Source organism: Amnibacterium setariae (genome assembly GCF_003581425.1).
In the GTDB taxonomy this organism is placed as follows: Bacteria; Actinomycetota; Actinomycetes; order Actinomycetales; family Microbacteriaceae; genus Amnibacterium; species Amnibacterium setariae.
Genome location: NZ_QXTG01000003.1, coordinates 53,014 through 77,218, shown reverse-complemented (window position 1 = coordinate 77,218; position 24,205 = coordinate 53,014). Strand labels below are relative to the sequence as shown.

General features: G+C 73.7%; 28 protein-coding genes. 10 read left to right on the top strand and 18 right to left on the bottom strand.

The features are described from left to right. Positions 1-23 precede the first annotated feature (23 nt). On the top strand, positions 24-719 hold the full coding sequence (locus D1781_RS16035; protein ID WP_233551486.1) for a potassium channel family protein: 696 nt from the start codon (positions 24-26) through the stop codon (positions 717-719). Next, positions 716-1,492, top strand: coding sequence for a carbohydrate ABC transporter permease (locus D1781_RS16030; protein WP_119483523.1), 777 nt, complete (start codon positions 716-718; stop codon positions 1,490-1,492). Before D1781_RS16035 ends, D1781_RS16030 begins: the two co-directional genes overlap by 4 nt. Here the strand turns inward: D1781_RS16030 and D1781_RS16025 are convergent. The 5 genes from D1781_RS16025 to D1781_RS16005 are packed head-to-tail and all read right to left on the bottom strand — an operon-like array spanning position 1,489 to position 4,591. Beyond that, positions 1,489-1,833 carry a hypothetical protein gene (locus D1781_RS16025; RefSeq protein WP_233551484.1) on the bottom strand — a complete coding sequence of 115 codons (345 nt, stop codon included), beginning with the start codon at positions 1,831-1,833 and terminating at the stop codon, positions 1,489-1,491. The genes D1781_RS16030 and D1781_RS16025 overlap by 4 nt on opposite strands. Positions 1,834-1,847: 14 nt before the next feature. Then, positions 1,848-2,687, bottom strand: a complete 840-nt coding sequence (locus D1781_RS16020) for an aldo/keto reductase (RefSeq protein ID WP_119483522.1) — start codon at positions 2,685-2,687, stop codon at positions 1,848-1,850. A 9-nt stretch (positions 2,688-2,696) separates the two neighbouring features. After that, the gene (locus D1781_RS16015) at positions 2,697-3,422 is read right to left on the bottom strand and encodes an endonuclease/exonuclease/phosphatase family protein (protein WP_119483521.1); all 726 of its coding nucleotides are present in this window, start codon (positions 3,420-3,422) and stop codon (positions 2,697-2,699) included. 24 nt (positions 3,423-3,446) lie between these two features. After that, positions 3,447-4,259: a nitroreductase family protein gene (locus D1781_RS16010; protein ID WP_119483520.1), complete on the bottom strand. Its 813-nt coding sequence runs from the start codon at positions 4,257-4,259 to the stop codon at positions 3,447-3,449. After that, entirely contained in the window at positions 4,259-4,591 is a 333-nt protein-coding gene (locus D1781_RS16005) for a hypothetical protein (RefSeq protein ID WP_119483519.1), read from the bottom strand. The genes D1781_RS16010 and D1781_RS16005 overlap by 1 nt, the downstream gene beginning before the upstream one ends. 188 nt (positions 4,592-4,779) lie before the next feature. Between D1781_RS16005 and D1781_RS16000 the strand changes: the two genes are divergently transcribed. The 3 genes from D1781_RS16000 to D1781_RS15990 all read left to right on the top strand — a co-directional run bounded on the left by D1781_RS16000 (position 4,780) and on the right by D1781_RS15990 (position 9,565). Next, positions 4,780-5,583, top strand: coding sequence for an FAD binding domain-containing protein (locus D1781_RS16000; protein WP_119483518.1), 804 nt, complete (start codon positions 4,780-4,782; stop codon positions 5,581-5,583). Continuing rightward, positions 5,580-8,252, top strand: coding sequence for a molybdopterin-dependent oxidoreductase (locus D1781_RS15995; RefSeq protein WP_119483517.1), 2,673 nt, complete (start codon positions 5,580-5,582; stop codon positions 8,250-8,252). The genes D1781_RS16000 and D1781_RS15995 overlap by 4 nt, the downstream gene beginning before the upstream one ends. Before the next feature lie 62 nt (positions 8,253-8,314). After that, a complete protein-coding gene (locus tag D1781_RS15990) occupies positions 8,315-9,565 on the top strand; it encodes an MFS transporter (protein WP_199706720.1) in 1,251 nt (416 codons plus the stop codon). 63 nt (positions 9,566-9,628) lie between these two features. Here the strand turns inward: D1781_RS15990 and D1781_RS15985 are convergent, their stop codons facing one another. The 6 genes from D1781_RS15985 to D1781_RS15960 form a co-directional block, all read right to left on the bottom strand. Next, the gene (locus tag D1781_RS15985; protein WP_199706718.1) at positions 9,629-10,462 is read right to left on the bottom strand and encodes a PhzF family phenazine biosynthesis protein; all 834 of its coding nucleotides are present in this window, start codon (positions 10,460-10,462) and stop codon (positions 9,629-9,631) included. Beyond that, on the bottom strand, positions 10,459-11,484 hold the full coding sequence (locus D1781_RS15980; protein WP_119483516.1) for an aldo/keto reductase: 1,026 nt from the start codon (positions 11,482-11,484) through the stop codon (positions 10,459-10,461). Before D1781_RS15980 ends, D1781_RS15985 begins: the two co-directional genes overlap by 4 nt. A gap of 122 nt (positions 11,485-11,606) precedes the next feature. Next, positions 11,607-12,761, bottom strand: a complete 1,155-nt coding sequence (galK, locus tag D1781_RS15975) for a galactokinase (protein ID WP_119483515.1) — start codon at positions 12,759-12,761, stop codon at positions 11,607-11,609. Continuing rightward, positions 12,758-13,882, bottom strand: a complete 1,125-nt coding sequence (gene galT / locus D1781_RS15970) for a galactose-1-phosphate uridylyltransferase (RefSeq protein ID WP_119483514.1) — start codon at positions 13,880-13,882, stop codon at positions 12,758-12,760. The genes galK and galT overlap by 4 nt, the downstream gene beginning before the upstream one ends. Before the next feature lie 54 nt (positions 13,883-13,936). Then, positions 13,937-14,530 carry a GNAT family N-acetyltransferase gene (locus tag D1781_RS15965; RefSeq protein ID WP_233551482.1) on the bottom strand — a complete coding sequence of 198 codons (594 nt, stop codon included), beginning with the start codon at positions 14,528-14,530 and terminating at the stop codon, positions 13,937-13,939. Between the two features lie 31 nt (positions 14,531-14,561). Then, positions 14,562-14,840 carry a GlsB/YeaQ/YmgE family stress response membrane protein gene (locus D1781_RS15960; RefSeq protein ID WP_119483513.1) on the bottom strand — a complete coding sequence of 93 codons (279 nt, stop codon included), beginning with the start codon at positions 14,838-14,840 and terminating at the stop codon, positions 14,562-14,564. Positions 14,841-14,957: 117 nt separating this feature from the next. Between D1781_RS15960 and D1781_RS15955 the strand changes: the two genes are divergently transcribed. Continuing rightward, a complete protein-coding gene (locus D1781_RS15955) occupies positions 14,958-15,626 on the top strand; it encodes a LuxR C-terminal-related transcriptional regulator (protein ID WP_119483512.1) in 669 nt (222 codons plus the stop codon). A gap of 69 nt (positions 15,627-15,695) precedes the next feature. Here the strand turns inward: D1781_RS15955 and D1781_RS15950 are convergent, their stop codons facing one another. Beyond that, the gene (locus D1781_RS15950; RefSeq protein WP_119483511.1) at positions 15,696-15,911 is read right to left on the bottom strand and encodes a hypothetical protein; all 216 of its coding nucleotides are present in this window, start codon (positions 15,909-15,911) and stop codon (positions 15,696-15,698) included. A gap of 31 nt (positions 15,912-15,942) precedes the next feature. Beyond that, complete coding sequence (locus tag D1781_RS15945) at positions 15,943-16,425, bottom strand: MarR family winged helix-turn-helix transcriptional regulator (RefSeq protein WP_119483510.1); 483 nt, start codon at positions 16,423-16,425, stop codon at positions 15,943-15,945. Between the two features lie 85 nt (positions 16,426-16,510). Between D1781_RS15945 and D1781_RS15940 the strand changes: the two genes are divergently transcribed. Beyond that, positions 16,511-17,092, top strand: a complete 582-nt coding sequence (locus D1781_RS15940) for an NADPH-dependent FMN reductase (RefSeq protein ID WP_119483509.1) — start codon at positions 16,511-16,513, stop codon at positions 17,090-17,092. 152 nt (positions 17,093-17,244) lie between these two features. On the opposite strand, the gene D1781_RS15935 is transcribed toward D1781_RS15940, so the two are convergent. Beyond that, a complete protein-coding gene (locus D1781_RS15935; RefSeq protein ID WP_119483508.1) occupies positions 17,245-18,018 on the bottom strand; it encodes a dienelactone hydrolase family protein in 774 nt (257 codons plus the stop codon). A 108-nt stretch (positions 18,019-18,126) separates the two neighbouring features. Between D1781_RS15935 and allB the strand changes: the two genes are divergently transcribed. After that, a complete protein-coding gene (allB, locus tag D1781_RS15930) occupies positions 18,127-19,452 on the top strand; it encodes an allantoinase AllB (protein WP_119483507.1) in 1,326 nt (441 codons plus the stop codon). Positions 19,453-19,507: 55 nt separating this feature from the next. Here allB and D1781_RS15925 read toward each other — a convergent pair whose 3' ends face one another. Next, entirely contained in the window at positions 19,508-20,290 is a 783-nt protein-coding gene (locus D1781_RS15925; RefSeq protein ID WP_119483734.1) for a GNAT family N-acetyltransferase, read from the bottom strand. Positions 20,291-20,368: 78 nt separating this feature from the next. On the opposite strand from D1781_RS15925, the gene pucL reads away from it, so the two are divergent. Together pucL and D1781_RS15915 are read left to right on the top strand one after the other, a co-directional pair. Then, the gene (pucL, locus tag D1781_RS15920; RefSeq protein WP_119483506.1) at positions 20,369-21,268 is read left to right on the top strand and encodes a factor-independent urate hydroxylase; all 900 of its coding nucleotides are present in this window, start codon (positions 20,369-20,371) and stop codon (positions 21,266-21,268) included. 136 nt (positions 21,269-21,404) lie between these two features. After that, entirely contained in the window at positions 21,405-22,112 is a 708-nt protein-coding gene (locus tag D1781_RS15915; RefSeq protein WP_119483505.1) for an HAD family hydrolase, read from the top strand. Positions 22,113-22,119: 7 nt separating this feature from the next. Here D1781_RS15915 and uraH read toward each other — a convergent pair whose 3' ends face one another. Genes uraH through D1781_RS15900 form a run of 3 tightly spaced genes read right to left on the bottom strand, consistent with a single transcriptional unit; the run spans position 22,120 to position 24,180 of the window. Continuing rightward, the gene (gene uraH, locus D1781_RS15910) at positions 22,120-22,452 is read right to left on the bottom strand and encodes a hydroxyisourate hydrolase (RefSeq protein WP_119483504.1); all 333 of its coding nucleotides are present in this window, start codon (positions 22,450-22,452) and stop codon (positions 22,120-22,122) included. Next, positions 22,449-22,937, bottom strand: coding sequence for a 2-oxo-4-hydroxy-4-carboxy-5-ureidoimidazoline decarboxylase (gene uraD, locus D1781_RS15905; RefSeq protein ID WP_233551480.1), 489 nt, complete (start codon positions 22,935-22,937; stop codon positions 22,449-22,451). The genes uraH and uraD overlap by 4 nt, the downstream gene beginning before the upstream one ends. A 10-nt stretch (positions 22,938-22,947) precedes the next feature. After that, on the bottom strand, positions 22,948-24,180 hold the full coding sequence (locus tag D1781_RS15900) for an MFS transporter (protein WP_119483502.1): 1,233 nt from the start codon (positions 24,178-24,180) through the stop codon (positions 22,948-22,950). Positions 24,181-24,205 lie beyond the last annotated feature (25 nt).

The window sequence follows — 24,205 nt, the reverse complement described above, 5'->3', positions numbered from 1 at the left end:
ACAGCGACGAACGGAGGCCGACCGTGGTGAGGCTGCGCGGGCTCGGCACGGGCGAGCGCCTGCGGGCGGAGGCGGACTCCGTCGCCGTCATCGGGCTCGGCCGCTTCGGCTCCGCCCTGGCGCTCGAGCTGATGGCCTCCGGCACGGAGGTGCTCGGGGTCGACACGAGCGAGGAGCTCGTGCAGCGCATGAACGGCCGGCTCACCCACGTCGTCCGCGCCGACAGCACGCAGGAGGAGACCCTCCGCGAGCTGTCGATCCCGGACTTCGAGCGCGTCGTGGTGGCGATCGGCACGGATCTCGAGGCGAGCATCCTGACCGCCTCCCTCCTGCTCGAGTTCGGCGTGCCGCAGATCTGGGCGAAGGCCGTCAGCGACCCGCACGGCGCGATCCTGCACCGGCTCGGCGTCCACAACGTCGTCTACCCGGAGAAGGACATGGGGCGGCGCATCGCGCACCGCGTGCGCGGGAACCTGCAGGACTTCGTCGAGCTCGGCGACGACTTCGCCGCGGTGCGCACGCGGCCGCCCGCCGACCTGGTGGGCCGGACGGTCGCGGAGGCGCGCACCCGGGACACGCGGGGCGTGACCATCACCGCGATCAAGCGGCCCGACGGCGGCTGGGACCACTGCACGACCGACTCCGTGATCGGCGCCGACGACCTGCTCCTCGTCACGGGACCGACCAGGAAGGCGGAGCGGTTCGCGTCAGGACGGTGACGCGGGCGGACCGCGGGCGCTGGTGGCGCTTCGCCCTCCTCGCCGCGATCACCGCCCTCGTCCTCGTGCCCGTCGCCTCCCCCGTCGTGATCGCGGCGCAGCGGAGCGCGCCGTTCGGCGGCCTGCTCCCGGCCCTCGCCGGGGTGTTCGCGAACCCCGAGGCCGCGACCTGGTTCGGCAACAGCCTCGCGGTGGCGGGTGCGACGGTGCTCGCCGCGGTCGCGCTGGGCACGCCCGCCGGCTACGTCCTCTCCCGCGTCGCCGGCAGGAGGGTGGACGCCTTCGCGCTCGTGGTGTTCGCGATGCAGGCGCTGCCGACCGTGCTGCTGATCGTGCCGCTCTTCGTGCTGTTCGCGCCGCTCGGCCTGGTCGACGACCTCGGCGGCCTCGTGCTGCTCTACGTCGGCCTGACGATCGCGGTCGCGACCTGGACGATGACGACCGCGGTGGACGCCGTGCCCGTGTCGCTCGAGGAGGCGGCCTGGCTCGACGGGTGCTCGCTGTTCGGCGGGTTCGTGCGGGTGGTGCTGCCGAACGTCGCGCCCGGCGTGCTGGCGACGGCGATCGTCACGTTCCTCTTCGTCTGGAACGAGTACCTCGTCGCGCTCGTGTTCCTCCCGAGCGAGGGGAACTGGACCGTCGGCATCGGCGTCGTCAGCGGGCGGGTCGGCGCGTTCGCCGTCGCCGCGATGATCCCGCCGCTCGTCGTGTTCGCGGTGCTGCACCGCTTCTTCCGGTTCGGCGGCGTCGCCGGGGCCCTCGCCGACCGCTAGGTGCGGAGCACCTCGGCGCAGACGCTGACCTGCGGGCGCCCGTCGACCTCGAAGTCCTCGACGAGGCGCAGACCGGCCGCGCCCGCGTCCTCGATGCGCGACTCGGCGACGCCGCTCACCACGGCGCCGCCGGCGACGAGCGCGTGCACGAAGGAGACGCGCAGCCGGTCGCCCTCGCGGGTGCCGACGAACCGGCCCTCCGCGACGGTGTCGCCGACGTAGTCGCCCCAGACCACGCCCGCGGCCTCGTGGTACCGGAAGCGCGTCGGCGCCTCCGGGTCCACGCGGCTCGCGGTGGAGGAGACCATGTCGAAGACCCGCCCGTCGAGCGAGACGTCCACGCGGCCCTCCCCGCTCAGCTCGGGATGTAGTTGAAGTGGTCCGGGTCCGGACCGGTGCGCTCGTCGCGGTTCAGCGTCGTGATGTCGGTCATGTCCTCGTCGCTCAGCTCGAAGTCGAAGAGCTCGAAGTTCGCCTGCACGCGCTCGCGCGTGACCGACTTCGGGAAGACGATGTCGCCGCGCTGGATGTGCCAGCGCAGCACGACCTGCGCGGTGGAGCGCTCCACCCGCCGGGCGATCCGTTCGATCGTCGGGTCGTCCAGGACCTTGCCCTGCGCGATGGGCGACCACGCCTCGGTCGCGATCTGGTGCTCGCGGTCGTACGCGCGCATGTCGTCCTGCGTCAGGTACGGGTGGATCTCGATCTGGTTCACCGCGGGCACGACCGTCGTCTCGGCGAGGAGGCGGTTCAGGTGGTGCTGCTTGAAGTTCGAGACGCCGATGGCGCGGACCTTGCCGCCCGCGTACATCTGCTCCATCGCCTTCCAGGTCTCGACGAAGTCGCCGACGCCGGGCAGCGGCCAGTGCATCAGGAAGAGGTCGACGTAGCCGAGGTCGAGGGTGCCGAGCGTGACGTCGAACGCGGCGAGCGCGTCCTCCGGGTCGTGGAAGCCGTTGTTGAGCTTGCTCGTGACGAAGATCTCGGAGCGGTCGATGCCGGACTCGCGCACCGCCTGCCCGACGCCCTCCTCGTTGCCGTACATCTCCGCGGTGTCGATGTGGCGGTAGCCGATCTCGAGCGCGGTCAGCGTCGCGGCCTTCGTCTCCTCCGGCGGGATCTGGAAGACGCCGAACCCCAGCTGGGGGATCTCGACGCCGTTGTTCAGCGTGATGTTCGGGACGTTCGCAGCCATGCTCCGAGGTTAGGACGAGGCCGCTGAGCGCTCTCCGGACGGCGGCTGGGCGACCCGGGTCAGGTCGACCGTGACGGCCTCGTGGTCGGAGAGGTGGTCGCCGGACACGAGCACCCGGTCGATCCGGTACTCGGTCGGCACGAGGAAGTAGTCGTCGTTCTCGTGCGACGAGGGGTGCGACTGGTACCGGGCGACGCTCGAGGTGAGCACGGCGTCGTGCCACAGGCCGGCGTGCCGCTCGAGGTGGTCGACGTTGAAGTCGCCGCCGAGGATGCGCCGCTCCTCCTTCTCCCCCAGGATCTCGAGCACCTCGCCCAGGTGGTGGAGCGCGAAGTCGTCGCGCACCGACAGGTGCACGTTCGCGAGGGGCCAGACGCCGTCGTCGGCCCGCACGTCCGCGAGCTGCACGATGCGCTGGTGCGGGTCGCCGTCCTCGTGCCGCAGCGCCAGCGTCTGGGTCGCGTCGACGCGCGCCTTCGACAGCAGCGCGAGGCCCTCGCGGTAGACCGGGTGCGTGCGGCCGCGCTGCAGCCGCGTGATCGCCTCGTGCCGGACGGGCATGCGCAGCTCGCGGTTCAGCAGCTCGACGGGCGAGAACGGGGACACGTCCGGGAGGAAGACGACCTCCTGGAACAGGATCACGTCCGGCGCGAGCTCCTGCAGGTACTCGAGGATCTGCGGCGAGCGCGCGTCCCAGTCGAAGAACCCGCGGAGGTTCAGTGTCGTGATGCGCATCCGACGATCCTCGCGGACGCCGCCTCAGTGCTCGGGCGGGCGGACCAGCTCGTCCCAGCCCTGCTGCGGGGAGTCCGCGTGCTCGCGGTACACGTACTGCGACGGCAGCTTCCGCTCGGAGCTCGTCCAGTCGATCGCCGGGCGGCGGCGCTCCTCCGGCACGTAGCCGAGGCGGTACACGGCCATCAGCTCGAGCTCGTCGGGCACGCGGAGCAGCTCGACGATGCGGTCCCACTGCCCGGGCACCTCCATCGGGAAGGAGACGAACTGGATGCCCATGCCGAGCTCGACGGTCGTCAGCCAGACGTTCTCCATCGCGGCGCCCATGCTGAAGAGGGAGTAGAAGGAGGAGAGCTCGCCCGGGCGGTACTCGCCGCGGTCGAGCATCACGCCGAGCAGCAGGGGCGAGCCGGCGACGAGCCGCCGGTTCTCGGCGCCGAGCGTCTGCGGCACGTGGAGCGAGTTGATCAGCTTCTGGCCCCGCGGGGTGAACGCCTGCGAGGTGAACGGCCGCAGCGGCGCGGGCAGCCGGTCGAACAGCATGCCGTCGCGGCGCCGCGCCATCTCCGCCTTCGAGAAGCGGAAGTACGGCTTGTACCGCTCGAAGAACGTGCCGTTGCTCATCGCGGTGGTCATGCTCGCGCCCGAGATCTCGGCGACGGACTCGATCGTCTCGCGCGACTCGACGATCACGAACCGCCACGGCTGGCTGTTCAGCTGGCTCGGCGCCCGGCCGGCGACCTCCATGAGGATCCGCTGGTGCTCCTGCGAGACGGGGTCGGGCAGGAACGCCCCGTTGGTCGTGCGGCGGCGGCGAATCGCGTCGAGCAGCTCCATCAGCGGTGCAGTTCCTTCCCGGGCGCGAGGAGCGCGCCCGCGTACCAGGGGGCGGCCGCGAGGCCGGTGGCCGCGTGGGCGCCGTGGCCGACGCGCGGCAGCAGGGCGAGCGGCACGAGCGCGGGCGCCAGCAGCCAGCCGCGCGGCGAGCGCTGCGCGAACGCGCCGAGGATCGCGGCGACGGTGAGCGTCGACGTCACGACGTACAGCGCGTGGTGCGTCCACCGGTGCCGGCTCGTGTCCACCAGCCGGGTCTGCACGGCGGTGCCGAGCGCGACGTTCGCCAGGTAGGCGCCGCCGGCCGCCGCGACGAGGGCTCTGGGCGACGGCACGCCCTGATCCTGCCCCTTCCCGCTGAACCCGCTGCGGGATTCCGCGGATCCGGAGATCCCCCGCGGATCCGGATCCTTCGCGCGACACGCCGCCCTGCGCCCTCCTGCGACGGCGTGTCGCTCGAGAACTCCGGATCCGCGAGACCCGTGTAATGCGGGCGCAACACGTCCTGGGGTGGGATGGCCCGATGGACCTGCCGACGCTGACCGAGGTGCGGCTGCCCGCCTCGCGGGCGGACCTGGCGCTGTCCGCGACCGTGGTCCCGCTCGGTGGCGGCACCTGGCTCTACTCGGAGCCGCAGGACCACCTGACCGGGCTCGTCGACCTGACCGCGCTCGGCTGGACGCCGTGGGAGCGCCGCGAGGACGGCGGGCTGTCGGTCGCCGCCACCTGCACGATCGCGGACCTCACCCGCATCCCCCCGACCGCGGGCTGGCGCGCCCTGCCCCTGTTCCGGCAGAGCGCCGAGTCGCTGCTGCAGTCGTTCAAGATCTGGAGCTCGGCGACCGTGGGCGGCAACATCGCGACCGCCCTCGCCGCGGGCGCCCTCATCGGCCTCGGCGGCGCGCTCGACGCCGAGCTCGTGGTCTGGACGGTCGACGGCGGCGAGCGCCGGCAGCGGGTCGCCGACGCGGTCCTCGCGCAGCGCACGACCACGCTCGTGCCGGGCGAGGTGATCCGCTCGATCGAGTTCGCGCCCGGGCCGCTCGCCGCCAGGACGGCGTTCCGCCGCATCGCGCTCTCCCCGCTCGGGCGCGCGGGCACGGTCCTCACCGCCCGGCGCGACGAGGACGGCGCCTTCGTCCTGTGCGTCACCGGGGGCACGACGCGCCCCGAGGTGGTCCGCTTCCCGGACCTCCCCGCCGCCGACGAGCTCGCGGCCGCGATCGGCGTGATCCCCACCTGGTTCACCGACGCGCACGGCGCCGCCGACTGGCGGGAGGCGGTCTCCCGCCTGCTCGGCGAGGAGATCCGGCAGGAGCTCGCATGAGGTTCGAGGTCGACGGCGAGCCGGTCGAGGCCGACCCCTTCCCCGGGCAGTGCCTCCGGACCCTGCTGCGCGCGACGGGGCGCACGGCCGTGAAGAAGGGCTGCGACGCCGGCGACTGCGGCGCGTGCGGCGTCCTGCTCGACGGCGAGCCGGTGCACTCCTGCGTCGTCCCCGCGCACCGCGCTGCGGGGCGCGCGGTGACGACCGCGGCGGGTCTCGGCTCCCCGGAGCACCTCGCGCCGGTCCAGCAGCGGTTCGTCGACGCGGCCGGCTTCCAGTGCGGCTTCTGCACGGCGGGCATGGTCGTCACCGCGAGCACGGAGGAGGTCCGCCACGCGGACGAGGCCGACCTGCCGCGGCTGTTCAAGGGCAACCTCTGCCGCTGCACGGGCTACCGGAGCATCCGCGACGCGCTCGCGGGCCGCGGGACGACGGAGGAGCGCGGCGCGGCCGGCGGCGTCGGCCGCGCGGTCCGCGCGCCCGCGGCCGAGCGGATCGTGACCGGGCGCGAGCCGTACACGCTCGACCTCGCCACGACGGGGCTCGCGCACCTCGCGGTGCTGAAGAGCCCGCACCCCTCCGCGCGGATCCGCCGGATCGACACCGCAGCGGCGCTCGCGATGGACGGCGTGCTCGCGATCCTCACCCACGAGGACGCCCCCGCCGTGCTCTTCTCGACCGGGCGGCACCAGAACCGGCTCGAGGACCCGGACGACACGCTCGTGCTCGACCCGGTCATCCGGTTCGCGGGCCAGCGGGTCGCCGCGGTGGTCGCGGAGACGGTCGGGATCGCGGAGGCGGCGTGCCGCGCGATCGCCATCGACTACGAGCTCCTCCCCGCGGTGTTCGACCCGGAGGAGGCCCGCTCGCCCGGCGCCCCGCTCGTGCACGGCGACAAGGACGCGCTCGCGAGCCGGATCAGCGAGCCGCAGCGCAACGTCGTCGCGCAGAAGCACGGCGAGACCGGCGACGTCGAGGCCGCGCTCGAGGCCGCGGACGTCGTCGTGTCCGGCACCTGGCGCACGGCGCGGGTCGCGCACGCGGCCCTCGAGACGCACGCGACCCGGGGCTGGCTCGACGCCGACGGCCGGCTCGTGCTGCGCACCTCCACCCAGGTCCCGTACCTCGTGCAGGCGGAGGTCTGCCGCCTGTTCGGGCTCGAGCCGGACCGCGTCCGCGTGGTCGCCGCCCGGGTCGGCGGCGGCTTCGGCGGCAAGCAGGAGCTGCTCACCGAGGACCTGGTCACCCTCGCCGTGCTGCGCACGGGCCGCCCCGTGCAGTACGAGTTCACCCGCGAGGACGAGTTCACGATCGCGCCGCTGCGGCACCCGAAGCGCGTCGCCGTGACGCTCGGCGCGACCGTCGACGGCGTGCTCACGGCGATGGACGTCGACGTGCTCGCCGACACGGGCTCGTACGGCAACCACGGACCGGGCGTCCTCTTCCACGGCAGCCACGAGTCGATCGCCGTGTACCGCGCCCCGAACCGACGGGTGCACGCGGAGTCGGTGTACACGAACAACCCGCCGTCGGGCGCCTTCCGCGGCTACGGCCTCGGCCAGGTGATGTTCGGCCTCGAGTCGGCGATGGACGAGCTGGCCCGCCGGCTCGGGATCAGCCCCTTCGAGCTGCGGCGCCGGAACGCGATCGCGCCGGGCGACCCGATCGTCGTCACCGACCCGGACGAGGAGACGGATCTGCAGTACGGCGGCTACGGGCTGCCGGAGGCGCTCGAGCTGACCGAGGCGGCGCTGGCCGAGCCCGGCGAGCCCGAGCCGGACGGCCCCGACTGGCGCCTCGGCTCCGGCATGGCGCTCGGGATGATCGCGACGATGCCGCCGCGCGGCCACTTCAGCGAGGTCCGGCTCGCGCTCGAGCCGGACGGCGGCCTCGCGCTCGACGTCGGCACCGCCGAGTTCGGCAACGGCACCACGACCGTGCACGCGCAGATCGTCGCGGAGCTGCTCGCGGTCGCGCCCGAGCGGGTGCGGATCCGGCAGTCGGACACGGACGGCGCGCGGTACGACACGGGCGCCTTCGGCTCGGCCGGCACGGTCGTCGCCGGGAAGGCCGTCCACCTCGCCGCGCTCGCGCTGCGCGACCGCGTGCTCGCCGCCGCGGGGCCCGGCGCCGAGCTCGGCCCGGACGGCGTCCGCACCGCCGCCGGCCTCCGCCCGCTCGGCGACTTCGCGCCGCTCGGGACGACCGGCACGGCCGACGGCACGCCGCGCGGCCTCGCCTTCAACGTCCACGGGTTCCGCGTCGCGGTGCACACCGGCACCGGGGAGGTGCGGATCCTCAAGTCCGTGCAGGGCGTCGACGCCGGCACGGTGCTGAACCCGGAGCAGCTCCGGGGCCAGGTCGAGGGCGGCACGGCGCAGGCGATCGGGTCGGCGCTCCACGAGGAGGTGGTGGTCGTCGACGGCCACGTCCTCACCCGGACCCTCCGGAACTACCACATCCCTCAGATGGCGGACGTCCCGGACACGGAGGTGCGCTTCGCGTCCACCTACGACGACCTCGGGCCCTTCGGCGCGAAGTCGATGAGCGAGGCGCCGTACAACCCGGTCGCCCCGGCGCTCGCGAACGCGATCCGGGACGCGATCGGCGTGCGCCCGCACGAGCTGCCGATGACCCGCGACCGGGTCTGGCGCCTGCTGCACGGCTGACGGGCCGCCCGGCGAGCGTCCTGTCGACGCGCACGACGAACGGCGCGGACAATGGACCGGCCATGACCGACGCCCTCGTGCCCCGCCGCTTCGCCGCCCTCCGCGACCCGCAGTGCGCGATCTACCTCGTCGGCGCGGCGCTGATGATGATGGCCGACAACATCGAGCACGTCATCACGTACTGGGTGCTCTGGCAGCGGTTCCACTCCCCCGCGCTCGCGGGCTTCGAGGTGATCAGCCACTGGCTGCCGTTCCTGCTGCTGTCCGTGCCGTTCGGGCAGCTCGCGGACCGGTACGACTGCCGCCGCATCATCCAGATCGGCGCCGTGCTGTTCGCGCTCGTGTCGATCGCGTGGGGCGTGCTGTTCGCGACCGGCACGCTCACCGTCTGGGCCGCCTGCGTGCTGCTCGTGCTGCACGGCACCGCCGGGGCGCTGTGGGGCCCGGCCGAGCAGCTGATGCTCCACGACTTCGTCGGGCCGGCGGAGCTGCCGAGCGCGGTGCGCCTCAACTCGACGTTCCGCAGCCTCGGCATCCTCTTCGGCCCGGTGGTCGGCGCGGTGCTGCTGGTCGGGCTCGGTGCCGAGGCCGGCATCTTCGTCAACGCGCTGTTCTACATCCCGCTGATCGTGTTCCTCTTCGTGACGAAGGTGACGGGGCACACGCGCGACGCGCACGTGCCGCGGCCGCGGGCGGGGTTCCGGGAGGCGTTCAGCACGCTCCGGCTGATCCGCACCGATCGAACCCTCGTGTCGATGCTCGTGCTCGCGGGGCTCGGCTCGTTCTTCATCGGGGCCTCGCTGCAGACGACGATGCCCGCCTTCGCGGACCGGTTCGGCGCGGGCGACGGCATCGCGTACAGCGCCCTCCTCTTCGCCGTCGGGGCGGGTGGCGTGGTCGGCGGCGTGCTGCTGGAGGCGACCCGGCGGATCCCGTCGACGGTCGGCGCGGCGGTCGTCAGCACCTTCGCCTACGGCGTCGCGATCCTGCTGTTCGCGCTGACCGGCTGGTACTGGATCGCGCTCCTCCTGCTGTTCGTCGCCGGCGCGGCGAACCTCGCGTCGATGTCGATCTCGCAGACCGTCGTGCAGCTGCTCGCGCCGCCCGCGGAGCGCGGGCGCGTGGTCGGGCTCTACGGCGTCTCCGCGAACGGGCTGCGGATGGGCAGCGGCCTCACGGTCGGCCTGGTCGGCCAGGCGATCGGGGTCGGCCCCGCACTCGCCTGGAGCTCCGCGGCGCTGCTCGTGGGCACCGCCGTCGCGGGCGCGGTCGCGGCCAGGGGCCGCACCCGCCGCATCGCCGCGGCGCGCTGATTCCGTTTTGAAGGAGTTCTTGCGCGCTCGGCGCGAGAACTCCTTCAAAACGGACGCAGTCGGTCAGAACGACGCGGTGCCGTCGAGGACCGTGCGGGTCGCGCCCGCGATCCAGACGCGGTCGTCCTCCTGCGTGACGACCACGCGGCCGTCCGCGCCGACGCGCGTGCCCTGGCGGACGGTGTAGCCGCCGGTCGCGCGCCCGCTGCCGAGGAACCACAGGGCGATGCCCGCGTTGAGGCTGCCCGTCACCGGGTCCTCGGGCACGCCGAGACCGGGCACGAACGCGCGCACCTCGTAGTCGGCCCGGCCGCCGGCGCCGTGCGGCCCGACGACGCCGGTCGGGATGCGCATCCGCTCGAGGTCCGGCTGGATCTCGAGCACCGCGTCCGCGTCGCGGAGCAGGACGGCGAGCCAGCCCGGGCCGTTGTCGACCCACTCGGCCGCCACCACGTCCCAGGGGCCGATGCCGAGGCCCTCCGCGACCCGGGCGATCTCCTCGTCGTCGGCCGGGCCGCTGCGCAGGAAGGGCGGCGCAGCGAACGCCCACCCCTCGTCGGTGCGGCGCAGCTCGACGAGCCCGGCGGCGCACTCCTGCACGAGGCGGTCCGCCGTCGAGCCCGTGCGCTCGGCCCAGGCGTGCGCCGAGCCGAGCGTCGGGTGCCCGGCGAAGGGCAGCTCGGACGCCGGGGTGAAGATGCGGACCCGGTAGTCGGCGCCGGGCGCCGTCGGCGGGAGCACGAACGCCGTCTCCGACAGGTTCGTCCAGCGGGCGAACGCCCGCATCGCCGCCTCCGGCACGTCGGCCGCGTCGAGCACGACCGCCAGCGGGTTCCCGGCGAGGGGTGCCGCGCCGAAGACGTCGACCTGACGGAAGGGCAGCGCCCCTGCCGTCACGGGACGAGGGGACGGAACCGCTGCTGCACGGCCTGCGGGCCGTACGGGTACACCTCGGCCTGCGGCGTGCTCACCTCGGTGAGCCGCGCGAGGGCGTCCGCCCCGAGGTCGAGGTCGACCGCCGCGATGTTCTGCTGCAGCTGCTCGACCGTGCGCGCGCCGAGGATCGTGCTCGTGATCGCGGGCTGCGCGTCGAGCCAGGCCAGCGCGACCGCGGCGGAGGTGGTGCCCGCGCCCTCCGCGACCTCGCGGACCGCGTCGAGCACCGCCCAGGTGTGCTCGTCCTCGCTGCGAGGACCCCACGCCTCCATGCCGCGCTCCGGGTTCTCGCCGAGCCGCGTCGCGCCGGTCGGGGCGGTGCCGCGCGTGTACTTGCCGGAGAGCCAGCCGCCGGCGAGCGGCGACCACGGCAGCAGGCCGATGCCCTGGTCCAGCGCGGCGGGCACGATCTCGTGCTCGATGCCGCGGACGAGCAGGCTGTACTGCGGCTGCAGGGTGACGGGCGGGGCCCAGCCGTGCACCTTGGCGATCCAGGCCGCCTTGGTCAGCTGCCAGCCGAGGTAGTTCGAGAAGCCGTAGGACTTGATCTTCCCGGCGCGCACCGCGTCGTCGAGGAAGCGGAGGGTCTCCTCGATCGGGGTGAGCGCGTCCCACGCGTGGATCTGGTACAGGTCGACGCTGTCGACGCCGAGCCGGGCGAGGCTCGAGTCGAGCGCGTCGGTCAGGTGCCGCCGGGAGGCGCCGTAGTCGTTCGGGCCGGGCCCCATCGGGAACCGCCCCTTCGTGGCGATCACGAGCTGCTGCGCCTCGGTGGGGTGCGCGGCGAGCCAGCGGCCGATGATCTGCTCGGAGACGCCCTTCGTGTAGACGTCGGCGGTGTCGAGGAAGTTGCCGCCTGCCGCCACGTAGGCCTCGATGATCGCGCCCGAGGTCTCCTCGTCCGCCTCCGCGCCGAAGGTCATCGTGCCGAGCGCCTGCACGGAGACGACCGTGCCCGTGTTCCCCATGGTCCTGTACCGCATGGGCCGAGTCTCCTCGCCCGTGCTGGACGCTCCCGGAGGGGACCAGGGCATCCGGGCCGCCGGGTCGGAGGTCTCGAGGCTCGCTGCGCTCGCACCTCGACCAGCGGGGCGGCCGGCGGGGGTCAGAGGGCGCGGGCTCCCTCCGAGGGGAGGACCGTGAACGGGACGGGCTCGTGCCAGCCGCGGTCCGCGAACACCTGCACCACGTCGGCGGCGAGCGCGTCGGCCTCGTCGGCGGGCAGGAGCGCGATGGCGCAGCCGCCGAAGCCGCCGCCCGTCATCCGCGCGCCGAGCGCGCCGGCGGCCTGCGCCGCCTCGACCACCGCGTCGAGCTGCGGCACCGAGATCTCGAAGTCGTCGCGCATCGACGCGTGGCTCGCGTCCATCAGCTCGCCGAACCGGACGAGGTCGCCCGCCTTCAGCGCCGCGACGCTCTCGAGCACGCGGGCGTCCTCGGTCACGACGTGCTTGACGCGGCGGTACGTGACGTCGTCGAGCAGGGCCCGGGCGCGCGGGAGGTCGTCGACGGTCAGGTCCCGCAGCGCGGGCACGCCCATCGCCTCGGCGCCGCGCTCGCACGCCTCGCGGCGGTCGCGGTAGCCCCCGGTCGCGTGCTGGTGCTCGACCTTCGTGTCGACCACGAGCAGCACCAGGCCGGCCGCGTCGAAGCCGAGCGGCACCTGCTCGACCGCGAGGCTGCGGCAGTCGAGGAACACCGCGGCGTCCCGCTCGCCGAACACGCTCGCGGACTGGTCCATGATCCCGGTCGGCGCGCCGACCGCGATGTTCTCCGCGCGCTGACCGATGCGGGCGAGCTCGGCGCGGTCGAGCCCGATGCCCCACACGTCGTCCAGCGCGACCGCGACCGCCATCTCGATGGCCGCGGAGGAGGACAGCCCGGCGCCGACCGGCACGTCCGAGTCGACTGCGACGTCGAAGCCGCGCCGCGCCGCGCCGGGGTGCCGCTCGCCGATCGCCCACGCGACCCCGAGCGGGTACGCGGACCAGCCGCCGAAGTCGCGCCGGTCGACCGCGTCGAGGTCGGACTCGACGAGCGCGCCGCCGAAGGTCGAGACGAGGCGGATGCGGCCGTCGTCGCGCGGCGCGAGCGCGATCGTCGTGGCCCGGTCGATCGCGAACGGCAGCACGAACCCGTCGTTGTAGTCGGTGTGCTCCCCGATGAGGTTCACGCGCCCGGGCGCGCGCCAGAACCCGGCCGGCTCGGCCGCGAAGGTCGTGCGGAACAGCCCTCCGGCGCCCTCGGTCCCCGCGGTCACAGCGGGCGCTCCGCGTCCGCCGTCGCGAGCGCCGCGCGGAGCCGCTCCGCGGTCTGCTCGGGTACGAGGTCCCCGATCCAGGCGCCCATCGCGGCCTCGCTGCCGGCGAGGAACTTCAGCTTGTCGGCCGCGCGCCGCGGCGACGTGATCTGCAGGTTCAGGCGCACCCGGTCGCGGTGGGTCGACACCGGGGCCTGGTGCCACGCGGCGATGTACGGGGTCGGGGTGTCGTAGAGGGCGTCGACGGCGCGCAGCAGCCGGAGGTAGACGCCGGCGAGCTCGTCCTTCTCCGCCTCGGTCAGCTCGGTGAAGTCGGCGACGTGGCGGTTCGGCAGGAGGTGCAGCTCGACCGGCCAGCGCGCCGCGAACGGCACGAACGCGGTGAACGAGTCGCTGCGGAGCACGACGCGGTCCCCGGCCTGCTCGAAGGCGAGCAGGTCCGCGAACAGGTCGCCGTCGTACGCGTCGACCTGCCGGAGGAGCGCGGTCGTCCGCGGCGTCACGTAGGGGTAGGCGTAGATCTGGCCGTGCGGGTGGTGCAGCGTGACGCCGATCGCCTCGCCGCGGTTCTCGAACGGGAACACCTGCTGCACGCCGGGCAGGGCCGAGAGCGCGCCGGTGCGCTGCGCCCAGGCCTCCACGACGGTCCGGGCCCGGTTCACGGAGAGGTCCGCGAACGAGCCGGCCGTGTGCGGGTCGAAGCAGACGACCTCGGTGCGGCCGACGGAGGTGCGGGTGCGGCCGACCGCGAGCGCTGCGAGGTCCGTGAGCCCCTCCGGCGCGCCCTCGGCGTCGCCGAGCGCGGGGCCGAACGACGGGGACCGGTTCTCGAACACGGCGACGTCGTACTGCGCCGGGATCTCGGACGGGTTCGACTCGGACTGCGGCGCGAGCGGGTCGAACTCCGCGGGCGGCAGGAACGCGCGGTTCTGCCGCGCGGACGCGATCGACACCCAGTCGCCCGTGAGCAGGTCGAGCCGCATCGTCGCGGTCGGCGGGCGCGGGTCGAGGTGCCGCGGGTCGGCGCGGCGCTCCGTCGGCAACGTCGTTCCCGCGTCGTCGAAGTAGATGAGCTCACGGCCGTCCGCCAGGTGCGTCGGCCGAACCGCGATGTCCGCCATGGTGCCTCTCCGGCCCCGGTCCTCGAGGCCCGGAGCAGCCTAGCGAGGGCGCGCTCAGGCGGATCGGAGCCGGGCGCGCAGCCCGGCGCGCACCGTCGGCCACTCGTCGCGGACGATCGAGTAGACGACGGTGTCGCGGAGGGTGCCGTCCGGCATGATCCGGTGGTTCCGCAGCACGCCGTCCTGCTTCGCGCCGAGCGCCTCGATCGCGCGGCGCGACTGGCGGTTGTGCCAGTGCGTGCGGAACTCGACGGCGATGCAGTCGAGGTCCTCGAACGCCCGCGTCAGCTGCAGGAGCTTCGCCTCCGGGTTCACCTTCGTCCCCTGGGCGGAGGCGCCGAGCCAGGTGGCGCCGATCTCGACGCGTCGGTTCGGGGCGTCGACGTCCCAGTAGGAGGTCATGCCGACCGGCGTGCCGTCCGGCAGGCAGGTGGCCCACGGGACCATGCGGCCGCGGGCGTGGTCCGCGATCCGCTCCTCGATCGTCGCGGCCATCTGCCCCGGGGCGGGGACCCACGTGGTCCACTTCCGCCAGACCTCGCCGTCGGCGGAGGCGCGCGCCAGGCCCTCCACGTGCTGCGGCCCGAGCGGCTCCAGCCGCACGTGCTCGCCGACGAGGAGGACGGGGTCGAGGATCGCGCCGGTCACCCGCCCATCGAACCGCATGCGGGCGACGAGGTCAGGCGCGGCGCCGCCCCGTGACCGCACCGTAGATCAGCAGGGCGATGATCGCGCCGATGATCGACCCGATGATCCCGGACGGCTGCAGGAACCCGTCGCCGGCGTCCTTCCCGAAGATCAGGAAGCCGAGGAAGCCGCCGACGAAGGAGCCGACGATCCCGAGCAGGATCGTCGCGCCGATACCCATGCTCTGCCGGCCGGGCACGATCGCCCGGGCGATGAAGCCCGCGATCAGCCCGACGATGATGACGGTGATGAGGGTGCCGATGACGCCCATGACGGCCTCCTGTCCTGCGCGTCCGAGACGCGCGTCCTCGATCCGGAAGTCGGATCGCCGTCAGTCGACCAGCGGCGCGATCCCGGCGGCACACCCCTGGGGGTGTACTTTCCGGCCATGACGGACGTCGAGGCCCCGCCGATCACGATCGCGCTCGTCGACGACTACGACGTCGTCCTGATCGGCCTCGCGCACCTCTTCGACGCGCACCGCGACCGCGTCGTGGTCGCCGAGATCGACGCCAACGCCGCCCTCGACGACCGGATCGACGTCGTGCTCTACGACTCGTTCGCGCAGCCGGAATCCGACCACGAGGAGGTCGCCGCGCTGCTCGGGAGCGACGGCGCCGGCTGCGTCGCGCTCTACACCTGGAACTTCCACCCCGAGCTGGTCGAGCAGGCGCTGCGTCTCGGCGCCCGCGGCTACCTGTCGAAGGCGATGGGCGCGGAGGAGCTCGTGGGCGCCATCGAGCTCATCCACGCGGGCGAGGTCGTGGTGACCGAGGTGACGGGCCGCGTGCGCAGCGCCCCGGGCCTCGACTGGCCCGGTCGCGAGCAGGGGCTCACGGACCGCGAGTCGGAGATCCTGGCCCTGATCACGCAGGGCAAGAGCAACGCGGAGGTGGCACGGCTGACGTACCTCAGCCCGAACACCGTGAAGTCCTACATCCGGTCCGTGTACCGCAAGATCGGCGCGGACAGCCGGACGCGGGCCGTGCTGTGGGGCGTGGCCAACGGGTTCACCCCGGACCACCACCGGATCGACCACTGGCTCGGCGGCCCCTGACGGGTGCGCCGACGACGGACGGAAGGCGGGGAGAGCGGGATCCCGGCCCGCCTCCCCCGCCCGGTCCGGTTACTCCTCGAGCTTGAGCGCGACGCCCAGGGCGAAGAACGTCGGCGCCCAGTGGCCGACGAAGATGCCCCAGCGGTCGGACTGCGCCTTGTCGCGCGGGTCCTTCATCTGGGACAGCCCCCACGACGCGAAGCTCAGCCCGATGGAGACGAAGCCGCCCCAGTAGGCGTACTCGCTCTTGAAGCCGGCATCGACCAAAGCCTTGATGGGGTTCATCCGAGTCCTTTCGACGCGGATCACCCTGGCATCAGCGGGTCGGCGAAGGCTGGACGTCGGGTGCGAGCAGCCCGTCGGTCACCGAGACGGCGACCCGGCGCAGCGCGCGCTTGTCGTCCGGGTCGATCTTCGAGAAGACCGCGGCGTCGAGCGTCTCGACGTAGCCGCAGGAGGCCGCGGCGAAGGCGTCGGCGCCGGCATCGGTCAGCACGACCCAGGTGCCGCGGAGATCGGTCGGGCAGTCGGCGCGCTCGACGAGCCCGCGCTCCGCCATCCGCCGGACCTGGTGCGAGATCCGGCTCTTCTCCCAGCCGAGCACCTCGGCCAGCGCGCCGGCCCGGAGGCGGCGCCCCTCGGCGTCGGCGAGGCTGCGCAGCACGTCGAAGTCCGCGGCGGAGATGCCCGCGTCGCGCTGGAGGCGCTGCTCGAGCGCGCGGTCGACCTGCGAGCGCATGCTCGTGACCTCGCGCCACATGGCCCAATCGGCGGGGTCCAGGCCCATCCCCTGCGACATGCCTGAATGGTATCACCTGGTCGTTGACGTGTCACCGGTTCGGCTATATTGGTGGACGGATCAACCGTTCCCGTGAAAGGAAACCATGGCCGACCTCAAGATCGCCGTCATCCTCGGCAGCACCCGCGAGCCGCGCAACGGCGCCGCCGTCGCCGACTGGGTGGTGGCCAAGGGCGCCGAGCGCGCCGCAGCCGACTACGAGCTCGTCGACCTCCGCGACTACCCGATGCCCTTCTTCGAGGCGCCGGTGTCCCCCGCCTACGTGCCGCCGACCGACCCGGCCGTCGTCAAGTGGGCCGACAAGGTGGCCGAGTTCGACGGGTACGTCTTCGTCACGCCGGAGTACAACCACAGCTTCTCCGCCGTGCTGAAGAACGCGCTCGACTCGATCTACCACCCCTTCAACAACAAGGCCGCGGCCTTCGTCAGCTACGGCGCCTACCAGGGCGCCCGCGCGGTCGAGCAGCTCCGCCTCGTCGCCTCCGAGCTCCAGCTCGCGCACGTCCGCCAGCAGCTCGGCTTCAGCCTGTTCACCGACTTCGAGAACATGTCGACGTTCACGCCGGGCCCGCAGCACGACGCGAGCGCGGACATCATGTTCACGCAGCTCGAGGCGTGGACCGGTGCGCTGAAGTCCATCCACGCGAACGAGACCGTCCCGGCCTGAGCCTCGGCTCTCCGGACCCGGCAACGCCCCGCTCCTCGACGAGGAGCGGGGCGTTGCCGTGTGTGGGAGCCGGTGGGACGGCCGTCAGCCGGAGGCGCGTTCAGCGCCTCCGGTACGGCACGGCTTCGGATGCGCTCGCGCATCCGAAGCGATCAGCCCAGGGCTTCGGCGAAGAAGTCCTTCATCGCGGTCCAGCTGCGGCGGTCGGCGCGCTCGTCGTACGCGGCGCCGTGGTCGGGCGCGTCCGCGGTCGGCACCGTGAAGGCGTGCATCGCGCCCGAGTAGGTGACCACCTGCCAGTCGAGGTCGGGCGCCGTGCGCATCTCGTCCTCGAAGGCCTTCACGGCCTCGTCGGGCACGACCGGGTCCGCGGCACCGGTGAGGACGAGCAGCTTCGCCCGGATCCTCGCGGCCTCCCCCTCCGCGCCGGTGGGGAGGCCGCCGTGGAAGCTCACCACGGCGCGGAGGTCCGCGCCGATGCGGGCGAGCTCGAGGGCGGAGGAGCCGCCGAAGCAGTACCCGATCGCTGCGAGCCGCTCGGTGTCCGCCGCGGGCTCGGCCTGCAGCCGCTGCAGCGCGGCGGCCAGCCGGCCGCGCCACAGCTCGCGGTCGCCGTAGAACCGGCCGGCCGCCTGGGACGCCTCGGCGTCGGAGGGGCGCAGGTCGGCCCCGTAGACGTCGGCGGCGAACGCGACGTAGCCGATGCGGGCCAGCATGTCGCAGCGCATGCGGGTCGCGTCCGTGACGCCGAGCCAGTCGTGCACGACGAGCACGGCGGGCAGCGGACCGGTCGCGTCGCCCGGCACGGCGAGGTAGCCGCGGGCCGGCGTGCCGTCGGCGTCGTAGTCGACCTCGGTGCCGACGACACCTCCGGCGGGCTCGGGTTCGCGGTCGAGGACGGTCTGCAGCACGGCGTCGTAGGTCATGCCGTCATCCTCGCCCGCGGTTCCCGAGCGCCCGCGCAGGGCCGGATCCGTCACATGCCGGAAAGACGGCGCTGCTTGAATCGCGCCGACCCGACCGTCTGGAGCGCCATGACCGACCTCGTGATCGCCGCCGAGCGCGTGCTCGTCGACGGCGCCTTCCGCCCCGCCGCCGTCGTCGTGGAGGGCGGCACGATCGCCGCGGTCGGGGCGCTCGAGGACGCGCCCGCCTCCGCGGTCCGCCTCGCGCAGGACGAGGTCCTGCTGCCCGGCCTCGTCGACACGCACGTGCACGTGAACGAGCCCGGCCGCACGGAGTGGGAGGGGTTCCGCACGGCGACCGCCGCCGCTGCCGCGGGCGGGGTCACGACGCTGATCGACATGCCGCTGAACTCGATCCCGCCGACCGTGGACGTGCCGGCGCTCGAGGTGAAGCGGGCCGCCGCCGCGCCCGCGTCCTTCGTCGACGTCGGCTTCTGGGGCGGCGCGGTGCCGGCCTCCCTCGGACACCTCCGGCCGCTGTGGGACGAGGGCGTCTTCGGCTTCAAGTGCTTCCTGGCGCCCTCGGGCGTGGACGAGTTCCCGCACCTCGAGCGGGCGGGGCTCGACGCGGCGCTCGACGAGCTCGCCGCCTTCGACGGCCTCCTGATCGTGCACGCGGAGGACCCGGACGTGCTCGCCCGGCACGAGAACGCGGGCGGACGGCACTACCCCGCGTTCGTCGCCTCCCGGCCCGAGGAGGCGGAGACGGCGGCGATCGCGGCGGTCGTCGACGGCCTGCGCCGCACCGGCGGCCGCGCGCACGTCCTGCACCTCTCGGCCGCCTCGGCGCTCCCGCTCATCCGCGCCGCGAAGGCGGAGGGGCTGCGGCTCACGGCCGAGACCTGCCCGCACTACCTCGTCTTCGACGAGGGCGGGATCCCGGACGGCGCGACGCAGTACAAGTGCTGCCCGCCGATCCGCGACGCGGCGAACCAGGACGCGCTCTGGGCGGCGCTGCTCGACGGCACGATCGACCTCGTCGTCAGCGACCACTCCCCCTCGACGCCGGAGCGGAAGTTCGCGGGCGACGGCGACTTCCAGGTCGCCTGGGGCGGGATCGCGGGCCTGCAGTTCGGGCTGCCGGCGGTGTGGTCCGAGGCGCGGCACCGGGGCGTGCCCCTCGAGCGGGTCGTGGGCTGGTTCTCGCAGCGCTCGGCCGACTTCGTCGGCCTGACCGATCGAGGGCGGATCGCCGCGGGGGCCCGGGCCGACCTCGTGGTCTTCGCGCCGACGGCGCCGCACCGGGTCGTGCGGGAGGAGCTGCGCTTCCGCAACCCGGTCAGCGCCTACCTCGACCACGACCTCGTCGGCGTCGTGCGGCGCACGTACCTCGCGGGCGCCCCCGTCGACCTGGACGGTCCGCCGCGGGGCCGCCTGCTCACCCGCCCCGCCTGATTCCGTTTTGAAGGAGTTCTCGCCGCGATTCGCGCAGAACTCCTTCAAAACGGAATCAGCGGTGCCACTCGTACGGGGTCGTGGTGGACACCTTCACGAAGCCGCTGCGCTCGAGGATCGGGCGCGAGTACTCGGTCGAGTCGCTGTTGATGAAGCGGACGCCGCGCCGCACCGCGGACTTCGCCCGTGCGGCGGTGAGGGCGCGGTAGATCCCGCGGCGCCGCCACGCCGGGTCGGTCGCGCCGCCCCAGACCCCCGCGAAGTCGATCCCGGGCACGGGCTCGAGCCGGCCGGTCGACACGACCCGGCCGTCCGCCTCCGCGACCCACAGCTCTGCGCCGCGCGCGATGCGGTCGAGGAGGTCCGCGACGCGCGCCTCGTCGGGCTCGTCGCCGAACAGCCGGTCGGCCGCGTACGAGGCGACGCGGACGTCCTCCTCGTCGGTCACCGACCGCAGGGTCACCCCGTCGGGCAGCGGCAGGTCGAGCGCGAGCAGCTCGGCCGCGCCGAGCATGATCGACTCCGGCTCCTGCGGCTCGAAACCCGCGCGCACGAGCGCCTCGTGCAGGCCCTCCGCCGCGTCGTGGCCGCGCGTCTTCCACTCGATCTCGACGACCGACGGCTCCGCGGCGACCATCGCGAGCGCGGCGCGGACCAGGCCGTCGACGCCCTTCGGCGACAGGCCGCCGAGGTCCCGGTAGGAGATGAAGCCGCGGCCGCCCGCGAACACCCCGATCCAGAGCGGGCCGAGGCGGAACCGCTGCGCGGCGCCGAGCGCCTCCGCGTCGCCGCGGAGCTGCTCGTCGTAGGCGCGGAGGAGGTCGTCGGCGTCGGTCATGCGCATCCCGTGGTGAAGGGGCCGAGGCCGACCCGGAGTCGTTACACGCGGGACACATCGCGATGCGAGAGTCGCCGCATGTCGATCGTGCTCGGTCCCCACCAGTACGGCAAGGCGGAGACGCGGCTCGTCCGCATCGTCCGCGACTCGCCGCGCCACGAGATCACGGACCTCAACGTCTCCTCCGCCCTGCGCGGACCGTGGGAGGAGGCCTACCTCGACGGCGACCAGCGGCGGGTGCTGCCGACCGACACGCAGAAGAACAGCGCGTACGTGTGGGCGAAGAAGGTGGCCCCGGACCCGATCGAGGTCTACGGCCTCGCGCTCGCGCACCACTTCGTCGACGACGTCGAGCCGGTGGAGGGCGCGCGCGTCGAGATCGAGCGGTACGACTGGACCCGCGTCGAGGTCGACGGCCGGCCGCACGACCACACCTTCGTGCGCACCGGGCAGGAGGTGCGGACGGCCGCGATCACCCTGGAGGCGGACGCTACGCACGTCGTCCAGGGGTTCAAGGACCTGGTCGTGCTGAAGAGCACGGGCAGCCACTTCAAGGACTTCCTGGTCGACGAGTACACGACGCTGCAGCCCACGGACGACCGGATCATGGCGACGTCGCTGACCGCGCAGTGGCGGCTGACCGACGCCGCGGCGGACACCGACTGGAACGGCGTGTACGCCGCGGTGAAGGCGCTGATGCTGGCGGAGTTCGCGACGCTCGACTCCTTCGCGCTCCAGCAGACGCTCTGGCACATGGGCCGCGCGGCGCTCGAGGCGTTCCCCCCGATCGCCGAGATCCGCCTCGTCGCGCCGAACAAGCACCACTTCCTCGTCGACTTCTCGCGCTTCGACGAGCCGAACGAGAACGAGGTGTTCCACGCCGACGACCGCCCGTACGGCCTCATCCAGGCCTCGGCGGTGCGCGAGGGCGCGGCGCCGGCGGGCGAGGCCTGGCACGGCTACACCGGCCTGGTCTGAGCACCGTCGCGCTCCACCCGAGCGATCCAGCAGGACCTCGTCGATCCGGCAGGACGGGACGGGCGCGGGGGTCCTGCTCGACCGAGAATGTCCTGCTCGATCGCTCCCGAGGGCCGGTCATCGCCAGGATGGGCGCATGCCCGCGCTCGTGCTCTTCGACCTCGACGGCACGCTGGTCGACGGCGCGGGGCTCCCGTCCGCCATGCGGGCGACGTGCGAGGCGATCGCGGCCGAGGTGCCCGGCGTCTCGCCGGACGAGCTGGTCGCCGCGAACACCGCGGTGTGGCAGCGGCGCTGGCCGGAGGTCGAGGACGACTACATGCTCGGCGGCCGTGCCGGCGAGGAGATCGGCCGGGAGGCGTGGCGCGAGACCCTCGCCGAGTGCGGGCTGGAGGACCCGGCCCTGCTGGAGCGCGCCTGGTCGGAGTGGCGACGACAGGAGCGCGCGTCCCTCCGCCTCTTCCCCGACGTGCTGCCCGCCCTGGACCGGCTCGCGGCGGAGGGGATCCGCGTCGGCATGGTCACGAACGGCTCCGGCGCGGTGCAGCGCGGCAAGCTCGACGCGGTCGGGCTGACCGGCCGGTTCGATCCGCTGACGGTGTCGAGCGAGGCCGGGGTCAAGAAGCCCGACCCGGCCGTCTTCGCCGTCGCGCTCGCGGCCGCGGGGATCGGCCCCGAAGACGTGTGGTTCGTGGGCGACAACCTGTGGCACGACATGCCGGGCGCCCTCGAGACGGGCATCCGCGGCGTCTGGCTCGACCGCGCGGGCGTCGCGCTGCCGCCCGACGGCCCGCGGCCGGACGCCGTCATCCGCTCCCTCGACGAGCTGCTGCCCGAGCGCTGAGGCGGGGTCAGGACCCGCGGTAGGTGCTGTAGCTGAAGGGGCTCAGCAGCAGGGGCACGTGGTAGTGCTCGGTGCCCGAGAGGCGGAAGTGCACCTGCACCTCCGGGTAGAAGCTCGGCCGCCCGGTGGCGTCGAAGTAGTCGCCCGTCGCGAAGGTGAGGCGGTGGATGCCGCCCTCGAGGCGGTCCGGGCCGAGCTCGGGGATGCGGCCGTCCTTGTCCGTCGCCCCGCTGCCGACCTCGCTCCACCCGTCGGCCGTCTGCCGGTCCAGCGTCACGCCGACGCCGACGGCGGGCGTGCCGAAGGCGGCGTCGAGCACGTGGGTGGTGACCTGGCTCATGCGTCCTCCCCGAACAGCGCGCGGAGGCGCAGCGCGGCGATCTGCCGCAGCTGGTCCTTCGCCTCCGCCGTCTCCGCGGCGTCGTCGTTCTTGAGCCGCCGCTGCAGCTCGTCGAGCACCTCCTGCCGCGACCGGCCGGCCGCGCGGATCAGGAAGACGCGGCCGAAGCGCTCCTCGTAGACCTCGTTGCCCCGCGCGATGGCCGCGTCGACGCCCTCGTCGTTGCGGCCCAGCCCCGCCTGCTCGCCCGCGGACAGCCGGGACGAGGCGCCCTCGCCGGCGGCGCGCTCGCCGATCCGGGGGTGGTGCCCGACCGCCTCGTCGAGCTCCGCGTCGGTGAGGTCGGCGGCGGCCCGCTCCCCCGCGTCGACGAGCACGTCGAGGGAGGCGTAGGGCGACCCGGCGGCGACCTCGTCGACCCACCGGGCGATGCCGAGGGCGGCCGACAGGCGGTCGCGGGCGTCGGGCGAGGCGGCGTCGATCACCCGGCTCAGACTAGGCCGTCGGCTCCGCCGGGACCGGGGCGGCTGCGGGCCGAGCGATCGGCCGGGCGGCGCCCGACGCGAGGCCGGCCGCCGCGATGAGGACGAGCACCACGAGCAGCGCGAGCAGGATGCCCGTGTGCTCGCCGATCAGCCCGATGAGGGGCGGACCGACGAGGAACGCGGTGTAGCCGATGGTCGCGACCGCGCCCACCGTCGCGGTCGCCGTCCGCGGGTCGTCGGCGGCCGCGGACATCCCGACGGGGAAGCCGAGGGAGGCGCCGACGCCCCAGAGCACGACGCCGACGATCACGATCGCGTCGACCGGGACGACGATCACGAGCAGCAGGCCGACCACGGCGAGCGCGGCCGAGGCGCGCAGCACGGGCACCCGCCCGAAGCGGTCGAGCACGAAGACGCCGCCGATGCGGCCGGCCGTCATCGCGGCGAGGAAGAGGCTGAGCACGGCGGCGCCGCCCGCGTTGTCGAAGCCGTGCCCGTCCACCATCGCGAGGCTGAGCCAGTCGTTCGCGCTGCCCTCCACGAACGCCATGCCGAGCACGATGACGCCGATCAGGATGACCCGCGGGTCCTTCCAGACGGCGAGGCGGCTGCGGAAGCCGCTCGGGCCGGGCTCGGCGCCCTCCTCGAGCGGCTGCTCCGCGGGCTGCAGGAAGCGCACGAGCACGAGGTTCACGACGAGCGCGACGATCCCGATGGCGGTGAAGTGCACGCCGATCGGCACGTCGAGGTGCTCGAGGAACGCGCCGATCGCAGCGCCGAGCACGGTGCCCCCGGAGAAGGCGGCGTGGAACAGCGGCATGATCGTGCGGCCGATCGCGCGCTCGTTCGCGGCGCCCGACAGGTTCATCGCGACGTCGACGACGCTGGCCAGGCCGAGCACGATGAGCACGAGGAAGATCGGCAGGAACGCCGGGACGAAGGCGACGATCGGGCCGAGCAGGATCATCCCGGCGGCGACGGCGCTGTAGACCCAGAGGATCGTGCGGGTCGCGCCGAGGCGGGCGACGACGTGGCTCGCGGCGACGACGCCGACGATCGAGCCGGCGCTCATGCCGAGGATCAGGAAGCCCATCTCCTGCGTGCTCGCGCCGAGCAGGTCCCGCACCGTCGGCACCCGGCTCGCCCACGTCGCGAACACGAAGCCGCAGAGCGCGAAGATCGTGAAGACCGCGTCGCGCCAGTGCCGCAGCTCCGCGGAGGGCCGCGTCCGGGTGGTGCTCATCGGGAGAACGGTACGGGCCGCAACC

Coding starts and splice junctions, on each gene's coding strand:
- D1781_RS16000 (WP_119483518.1), top strand. CDS start 4,780: ATGGACCTGCCGACGCTGACCGAGGTGCGGCTGCCCGCCTCGCGGGCG.
- D1781_RS15990 (WP_199706720.1), top strand. CDS start 8,315: ATGACCGACGCCCTCGTGCCCCGCCGCTTCGCCGCCCTCCGCGACCCG.
- D1781_RS16020 (WP_119483522.1), bottom strand. CDS start 2,687: ATGGCTGCGAACGTCCCGAACATCACGCTGAACAACGGCGTCGAGATC.
- D1781_RS15935 (WP_119483508.1), bottom strand. CDS start 18,018: ATGACCTACGACGCCGTGCTGCAGACCGTCCTCGACCGCGAACCCGAG.
- D1781_RS15900 (WP_119483502.1), bottom strand. CDS start 24,180: ATGAGCACCACCCGGACGCGGCCCTCCGCGGAGCTGCGGCACTGGCGC.
- galT (WP_119483514.1), bottom strand. CDS start 13,882: ATGGCGGACATCGCGGTTCGGCCGACGCACCTGGCGGACGGCCGTGAG.
- D1781_RS15925 (WP_119483734.1), bottom strand. CDS start 20,290: ATGACCGACGCCGACGACCTCCTCCGCGCCTACGACGAGCAGCTCCGC.
- D1781_RS15915 (WP_119483505.1), top strand. CDS start 21,405: ATGCCCGCGCTCGTGCTCTTCGACCTCGACGGCACGCTGGTCGACGGC.
- pucL (WP_119483506.1), top strand. CDS start 20,369: ATGTCGATCGTGCTCGGTCCCCACCAGTACGGCAAGGCGGAGACGCGG.
- D1781_RS15950 (WP_119483511.1), bottom strand. CDS start 15,911: ATGAACCCCATCAAGGCTTTGGTCGATGCCGGCTTCAAGAGCGAGTAC.
- D1781_RS16010 (WP_119483520.1), bottom strand. CDS start 4,259: ATGGAGCTGCTCGACGCGATTCGCCGCCGCCGCACGACCAACGGGGCG.
- D1781_RS16015 (WP_119483521.1), bottom strand. CDS start 3,422: ATGCGCATCACGACACTGAACCTCCGCGGGTTCTTCGACTGGGACGCG.
- D1781_RS15980 (WP_119483516.1), bottom strand. CDS start 11,484: ATGCGGTACAGGACCATGGGGAACACGGGCACGGTCGTCTCCGTGCAG.
- uraH (WP_119483504.1), bottom strand. CDS start 22,452: ATGAGCCAGGTCACCACCCACGTGCTCGACGCCGCCTTCGGCACGCCC.
- D1781_RS15960 (WP_119483513.1), bottom strand. CDS start 14,840: ATGGGCGTCATCGGCACCCTCATCACCGTCATCATCGTCGGGCTGATC.
- D1781_RS15945 (WP_119483510.1), bottom strand. CDS start 16,425: ATGTCGCAGGGGATGGGCCTGGACCCCGCCGATTGGGCCATGTGGCGC.
- D1781_RS15955 (WP_119483512.1), top strand. CDS start 14,958: ATGACGGACGTCGAGGCCCCGCCGATCACGATCGCGCTCGTCGACGAC.
- allB (WP_119483507.1), top strand. CDS start 18,127: ATGACCGACCTCGTGATCGCCGCCGAGCGCGTGCTCGTCGACGGCGCC.
- D1781_RS15995 (WP_119483517.1), top strand. CDS start 5,580: ATGAGGTTCGAGGTCGACGGCGAGCCGGTCGAGGCCGACCCCTTCCCC.
- D1781_RS15940 (WP_119483509.1), top strand. CDS start 16,511: ATGGCCGACCTCAAGATCGCCGTCATCCTCGGCAGCACCCGCGAGCCG.